6 protein-coding genes are annotated in these 6,753 nt (G+C 40.1%); 4 read left to right on the top strand and 2 right to left on the bottom strand.

The genetic code is table 11. The features are described 5' to 3' along the window. From AAEY57_RS12450 to AAEY57_RS12435, 4 genes are all read left to right on the top strand, one after another. A partial coding sequence (locus AAEY57_RS12450; protein ID WP_350607975.1) for a hypothetical protein occupies positions 1-293 on the top strand: 293 nt, incomplete at its 5' end. 592 nt (positions 294-885) lie between these two features. After that, positions 886-1,317: an acyl-CoA thioesterase gene (locus AAEY57_RS12445; protein WP_024601547.1), complete on the top strand. Its 432-nt coding sequence runs from the start codon at positions 886-888 to the stop codon at positions 1,315-1,317. A 12-nt stretch (positions 1,318-1,329) separates the two neighbouring features. After that, positions 1,330-2,382: an aldo/keto reductase gene (locus AAEY57_RS12440; protein WP_350607974.1), complete on the top strand. Its 1,053-nt coding sequence runs from the start codon at positions 1,330-1,332 to the stop codon at positions 2,380-2,382. Between the two features lie 123 nt (positions 2,383-2,505). Beyond that, positions 2,506-3,438: an ABC transporter substrate-binding protein gene (locus AAEY57_RS12435; RefSeq protein WP_350607973.1), complete on the top strand. Its 933-nt coding sequence runs from the start codon at positions 2,506-2,508 to the stop codon at positions 3,436-3,438. Here the strand turns inward: AAEY57_RS12435 and AAEY57_RS12430 are convergent. Both AAEY57_RS12430 and AAEY57_RS12425 read right to left on the bottom strand, forming a co-directional pair. Beyond that, on the bottom strand, positions 3,371-3,991 hold the full coding sequence (locus tag AAEY57_RS12430; protein ID WP_350607972.1) for a fumarylacetoacetate hydrolase family protein: 621 nt from the start codon (positions 3,989-3,991) through the stop codon (positions 3,371-3,373). The genes AAEY57_RS12435 and AAEY57_RS12430 overlap by 68 nt on opposite strands. A 230-nt stretch (positions 3,992-4,221) precedes the next feature. Then, entirely contained in the window at positions 4,222-6,738 is a 2,517-nt protein-coding gene (locus AAEY57_RS12425) for a glycoside hydrolase family 3 protein (protein ID WP_350607971.1), read from the bottom strand. Positions 6,739-6,753: the final 15 nt, after the last annotated feature.

The following is a 6,753-nucleotide window of genomic DNA, read 5'->3' as shown; positions in this document are numbered from 1 at the left end:
TGAACCTGCTAACCACCCGCCGTCTGACTATAACTATTGTGAAAAGAAGACAGGACAACTACTCTGACACGGCGGGGTATCTAGTCCATTTTACATTAAAAGTTTGTCAAGATTTTATAATGTGGGTACGATTTATCGCTATTCTGCACTCTATAATAATTGAATTTTTGCATGACACTAAACTTGTCAGGATTGACAAGGGTGTGATTCAGTTAAATGCCAAAGCAAACAGCGTAACTACAGCTCTTTCCGCTCGCTCGCTCACTAACGTCAAGAAATTAAACATCAGATAACATATCTATATGAATAAACTTTTTCATCACACAATAACAACTGTTTATTTATACAGCCATTATTGTGGAATCACTTTTAATTAGCAAGCATGTTATTGCTTAAAAAGAGCGTTTACTTTTCTTTGGCTTATTAAAACAATATATCCAAAATAAAATTTCTAAAGAAAAGCCTAATAAAATCAAAACAATTGCCCCAGCCTCATTACCCATAGCGTAACAAGTAAACGACGCTATAAAAACGGTGCATGCCAATAACCAATTAATTATATTCTGCATAGTTATCTCCTTGTGTGTTAATAGTTACTATAGCCATGAATTTAAAGAGGTACAATTTTTACTCAAGGGTTTTTATTTAGCACTGTTGTTCTTTTAAGGTTAAGGTTTGTTCAATCTGAGGCAGTTTACTCACGGCACGAGGTTTATAGCCTAATTATTTAAATAAAAAAGGCGCAAAGCTTCCATGTCCTGCTTACGTCCCTTATTTACATCCATGAGGGCAATACAGAGTAGCTCCACCCCTAGTTATAATTCCCTTGAGCTCATCCGACCATATTGCTAATCTAAATGCTTTAAAACTAAGAGCAATAAATACATGGAAACGTTTAAACAACAACACCCTATTCATACCGATATCACTGTGGCATGGGGCGATATGGATGCCCTACAGCATGTTAATAACTGTGTTTACCTGCGTTATTTTGAAATAGCCAGAATCGATTTTTTAAATAAATTAAATTTATTTGATACTATTAATGCTAAAGCCACGGGGCCTGTGATCAGTGAAAATAATATTCGCTATAAGCGTCCAGTTACCTTTCCCGACACATTGAGCGTAGGTATTACCATTAGTGATATTAAATCTGACCGATTTGTAATGAACTACAGTGTGTTTAGTCATGCGCAAAACGCGATAACAACCACCGGCATGTCAAAAGTGGTGATGTTTGACTTTAAAACAGGCCAAAAAGCCACGATCACTGAGCCATTGTTATCGGCTTTAAAAGCAAACTCTCAAACCGAATAATTAGGATTAGCAATGCAATATAGTCAATTAGGCAGTAGTGGTGTTAGCGTTTCAAGAGTGTGTTTAGGTAGCATGACCTGGGGAGTACAAAACACTCAGCATGATGCCGACCAACAGATAGCCTATGCGCTTGAGCAGGGTGTGAACTTTATTGATACAGCAGAAATGTATGCTGTTCCTCCCTCTCCCGATACCTACGGTAAAACAGAAGAAATTATAGGCAATTGGATAGCACGTAATTCACAAAAACGAAAAGACATTGTTATTGCAACTAAAATTGCCGGTAATGGGCTTTCATGGATCCGTGATGGCGGTGATATTACTCGCCAAGCTGTTATTGATGCCGTTGATCAGTCTCTAAAACGCTTACAAACAGATTATATTGACTTATACCAATTACATTGGCCAAATCGTCGCACTCCTCATTTTGCAAGGCAATGGCCTGGTATGCTTAAATTTACCGAGGTAGATGCAAAACAACACACCGCTGATATGCTTGATATTTTAGAGGGGTTAGATGCGTGTGTTAAAGCAGGAAAAATTAAGCATTGTGGGCTTTCTGATGATACGCCTTGGGGAATTAGCCAATTTTTAAATTTATCAAAAGAGCATAACTTGCCAAAAATGGTGTCTATCCAAAACGAGTTTAGCCTAGTACATGCCAAAGATTGGCCTTATTTAATAGAACAATGTGTACATGAAGATATTGCTTATTTACCTTGGTCACCATTGGCCGCAGGGCTATTAACCGGTAAATACCTAAATGGAGCACGCCCTGAAGGCTCCCGCTGGACATTTATGCAGCGTAACGGTATTTTTCGTGATACGCCACAATCACAACAGGCGACCAAAGAGTATGTTGAACTTGCCCATGCACACGCTATCACCCCAGCTCAATTAGCGCTGGCTTGGTGTAATCAAGTCGATGGAGTGACATCATCTATTATTGGTGCCACTACTATGGCGCAATTAAAGGAAGACATTGATGCGTTTGACCTAACACTGAGCGATGACGTGTTATCAGCGATTGATATCATATTTAGAAATAATCCAATGCCTTACTAATGAAATCAAGCAAAGGGTAAATGTTATTCAATAATGTTGATTCTTTGCTATTCTTTATGTTTATTTTTTAAGCGCTAAGGTATAATTAAATACAGTCATTTAATAAAGAATTATCAGCTTTTTATGGATACAGCTCGTTATTTCTGCCTGCTATTTTTAATATTCTCGAGTAACAGTATTAGCCAATCTAAAAATCAGCTCACTGAAATTTTATGGCTACAAAGCAACACACCACCTTTTCACTTAGACTCAGAGAATACTCAAATGGGCTTGTGTGACAGTTTAACTAAGCAACTAATCAGTAGTATAAAGGATGTAAAACATACTCGATTATTTGTTCCACAAAAACGAATTAATAAATATATCAAAGAAGGCAAAAATGTCTGCTTTCCATGCGTAATCCATAAAAAGAGCACCAACGAAGTCTATACATACTCACGTCCTACTTCTATCTACCCTGAGTTTAGTATTATTACAACTAACCAAAAAGCAGAAACACTTACTAAAGCACATGGTAATCCTATAAATTTAATTAGTTTACTTAGCGATGAACGCTTTACCTATGGACAAGCCGCAGCACGACGTTTTTCACCACACATAAATATGATTATTGAAAACTCTTTGAGCCATCATAACGTGTCCTTGAGCTTAAGTAGTGATAATGAGAGTGGCGTTGTGATCGATAGGTTGAGGCATGGCTTTTTAGACTACTCGCTCGATTACCCTTTTATGGCCAGTTACTTTAACCAGCAACAACACCCTATAAAAATCGTTAGTATCCCCATAGCTCAAAATACGCGCTCATTAATCAAAGGAGCTGTAGGCTGTGCGACTAATGCACCTAATGATTTTGCTAATCAGGCAATTAAGAAAATTAATGCGGCATTAGAAAGTACCATACTAGAATCAGCGGCTCATCAACTAAGCCAGCGACACTGGCTAAGTGAACATATCGATAATTTTGATAAACAATATTATCAACACATAATTAAATTTGACTCACAGACCAATGATGCTCCAATAAACACTGCTGACCAGAATAAAGAGCAACGTTGAACTCTCGCCCAGTACTAACCATCCCTACGCCAGCAGGCGTGCCAGTCATAATAATGTCGCCTTCTTCGAGACTCATAAACTGACTAACCTCAGCCAATATTTGTGCAGGTTGGTGCAACATAAGTTGGCTATCACCATGTTGAACCGGCTTGCCATCAATATGTAATTCAAATATAAACGATGTCATCTCTGGCGTTAACTCAATAAAATCACTAAATAGTGCTGACCCGTCGAATGCTTTAGCACGTTCCCACGGCAAGCCCTTTTCTTTTAAACTGCTTTGCAAAGCTCGCTTAGTCAAGTCGAGTCCAATCCCTACCCCTGCAAGCTGCTTATTTTTAATCACAAAGCACAATTCAGTTTCATAATGTAATGTATCACCGTTATGGGAAGAGAGTAAGGTATCGGTGATCGCGCTATTAGGTTTATTAAAAATTACCATTTGCTCAGGGTGTTCGTTGTTTAATTCAGCAATATGCGCACTGTAATTGCGCCCCACACAGACTATTTTTGAAGGTTGTATGCTCTGAGAGGCTAGTTTTATATGATTCATTTTCTCACCTGTTAATTACATAACGCATTTAATATTTTGGCATACTCTCAAATTATTAACGCAAAAGCGAATGCAGTTTATCATATTTTTGTGACTACTACTGAGCTGAAAATAACCAATCACATAGAATGGAATAAAAGTAAGAAGGGACTAATTTGGCAGGTTTTTGTACTACGCTTTTAAAATAAAAAGCAGGTACTCTCAGTACCTGCTTATTGATAGATTATTGACTACTTACAAGTAACACTACCTTGCTCGGCAGCATTTGCTGTAATAGCCAGCTTAGCAATAGATACATGCCAATCACCTTGCGTGCTTAACTGCCAAGGGGTGAACACTTGTGCTAAATCAACACCTTGCTCTGCAAAACAACTTAAGTTGATGTTTAATGTTTGCCATTGACCTGATTGCCCAAGGTTATCAGTAATATCAAACTTACCCTGACAACCCTCACCACACCCCATACCAACCCATAACGGACTAGCCGCGGCTTTATCTACTTTAATTTGCATTTGCAGTTGGCCATTACTCTCAACGTATGAGCGTAAGTCAGATGGGAATGCCGCGGCTAAATTAACCCCAGCCAGTGCTTGGCCATTAAAACGAATAGCGCGCGCATCTTCTTGCACCTCTTTATCAAATGTTTGGATGCTCACCGCACCTAATGACTCGCGACTGCTCGCCACCGTTTTTTGTTGCTCACCACTTTTTAAAACCAGTGACCACGGTGCTTTAATTGCACGCTCAAACAATACTAAATCATCCAGTTTTTCAGTCTGTTGAGTTTGCTCCACCAAGTCATCTTTTAAGACATTACTATCGTTGTAAGTTAAACCAAAACCATAAGGAAGTAATGGGCTGTAAGCTTCGTCGTTACGGTTTTCATTATCGATTGGATTATTAGGCCATGAAAACGATAATTTCCCTTTAAAGTCATGATTAATAGAGCCGTCTGCATTTTTAAACAAGACATCGCTAATAGCATCGCCTTCACTACCTGGAAGCCAAATAGCAACGAACGCATCACTGGCGTTAAGCTCAGCATTAACCCACATAGGGCGACCGCTTATAAATAATGAAACAACAGGGATTCCCGCATCTTTAAACTTACGCAGTAGCGCTAAGTCGCTTTTATTACCGCGCTGGTATTCGAGGTTATCAACATCACCATTACCCTCTGCGTATGGTTGCTCACCAAACACCACAATGGCAACATCAGGGCGTGCAGTATATTCCCCTTCAACGCTCAGCGCTGCACTGCCACCAGATTGCTCTACAGTATCTTTAATACCTGCATAAATAGAGCTGCCACCAGGAAAATCACTGTTTTTATTACCTGTACCTTGCCACGTAACGCTCCAACCACCCGACTGCATACCTATGTTATCAGCCCCTATGCCTGCGACTAATACGTTGGTTTTAGGTGATAATGGCAGTAACTGCTGCTTATTTTTAAGTAATACTAAAGACTCGCGTACAGCCTGTTTAGCCACTGCACGGTGATCGCTACTACCAATAATTTCAGTTTTTCCAGACAGGGGACGCTTCGCAGGGCTTGGTTTATCAAATAACCCTGCACGCATTTTAACGCGTAAAATACGCGTTACTGCATCATTAATTCTACTGAGTGGGATTTCACCGCTATTAGCTTGGTTAACCAAGTTGCTAAATAGAGGTTTCCACTCATCCGGTGCCATGTATACGTCTAAGCCCGCATTAGCCGCTTGAGCACAGTTACTATTAGAACAGCCTTTAACCTGCCCGTGGCCATTCCAGTCACCGACAACAAAGCCATCAAAACCCATCTTATCTTTAAGCACATCGGTCAGTAAATATTTACTGCCGTGAATTTTTTCACCATGCCAGCTATTAAACGAGGCCATTACCGTTTGTGCACCTGCACCCAAACCACCAACATAACCTTGAGCATGAAGCGCAAATAATTCTTCTTCAGAGGCGATATTATTACCTTGATCATCGCCATTCACAGTACCGCCATCACCTAAAAAATGCTTAACCGTACTGACTACACGCGTATCTGATAAAAAGTCTTCATCAACAGCGCCTTGCAAGCCTTTAACAATAGAGGCTGAGTATGCTTTTACTATTTCAGGGTCTTCAGAGTACCCCTCGTAAGTGCGACCCCAACGATCATCTCGTACTACGGCAACCGTAGGTGCAAATACCCAGTCAATACCGGTAACCATAACTTCACGCGCCGTTGCTGCGGCAATTTTTTCAATTAGCGCAGGGTTATTCGCCGCCCCTAAACCAATATTATGCGGAAATAAGGTCGCACCAATCACATTATTGTGTCCATGTACCGCATCAGTGCCCCACATTGTAGGGATCGTGCTGCCATCGAGGGAATCATCAACAGACGCTTGATACATCTTTTCAGCTAAATCAACCCAGTCTTCGGGGGTTGCATGTTTATTGTTATTTGGAAACGAGCCACCGCCGTTTAAATAGGAGCCAAAGCCATATTTACGCATATCTTCAACCGTAATGTGACGAATTTCAGGTTGGATCATTTGCGCTATTTTTTGCTCTAGCGTCATGGTCTTTAGCATATCTGCGATTTTTTGCTCCATTTGAGCATCGCTTTTAATACCGGTTTCTATTGTTGGCCAAATTTCTTTTTGATTTGTCGCATCGCTAGCACTGTTAGAGGGTTGCGAACAACCGCTGCTGGTTATTGCTGCTAGCATCAGTGCAGTGACTGAAAAAGTTCGTTTAATAATCATAGCATTCACCTAAAA

The organism is Pseudoalteromonas sp. MER144-MNA-CIBAN-0113 (assembly GCF_040308965.1).
Lineage (GTDB): Bacteria > Pseudomonadota > Gammaproteobacteria > Enterobacterales > Alteromonadaceae > Pseudoalteromonas > Pseudoalteromonas tetraodonis.
Note: the sequence above shows the minus strand (reverse complement) of the source record. Positions and strands in the feature narration are given on the sequence as shown.

Coding starts and splice junctions, on each gene's coding strand:
- AAEY57_RS12425 (WP_350607971.1), bottom strand. CDS start 6,738: ATGATTATTAAACGAACTTTTTCAGTCACTGCACTGATGCTAGCAGCA.
- AAEY57_RS12430 (WP_350607972.1), bottom strand. CDS start 3,991: ATGAATCATATAAAACTAGCCTCTCAGAGCATACAACCTTCAAAAATA.
- AAEY57_RS12445 (WP_024601547.1), top strand. CDS start 886: ATGGAAACGTTTAAACAACAACACCCTATTCATACCGATATCACTGTG.
- AAEY57_RS12440 (WP_350607974.1), top strand. CDS start 1,330: ATGCAATATAGTCAATTAGGCAGTAGTGGTGTTAGCGTTTCAAGAGTG.
- AAEY57_RS12435 (WP_350607973.1), top strand. CDS start 2,506: ATGGATACAGCTCGTTATTTCTGCCTGCTATTTTTAATATTCTCGAGT.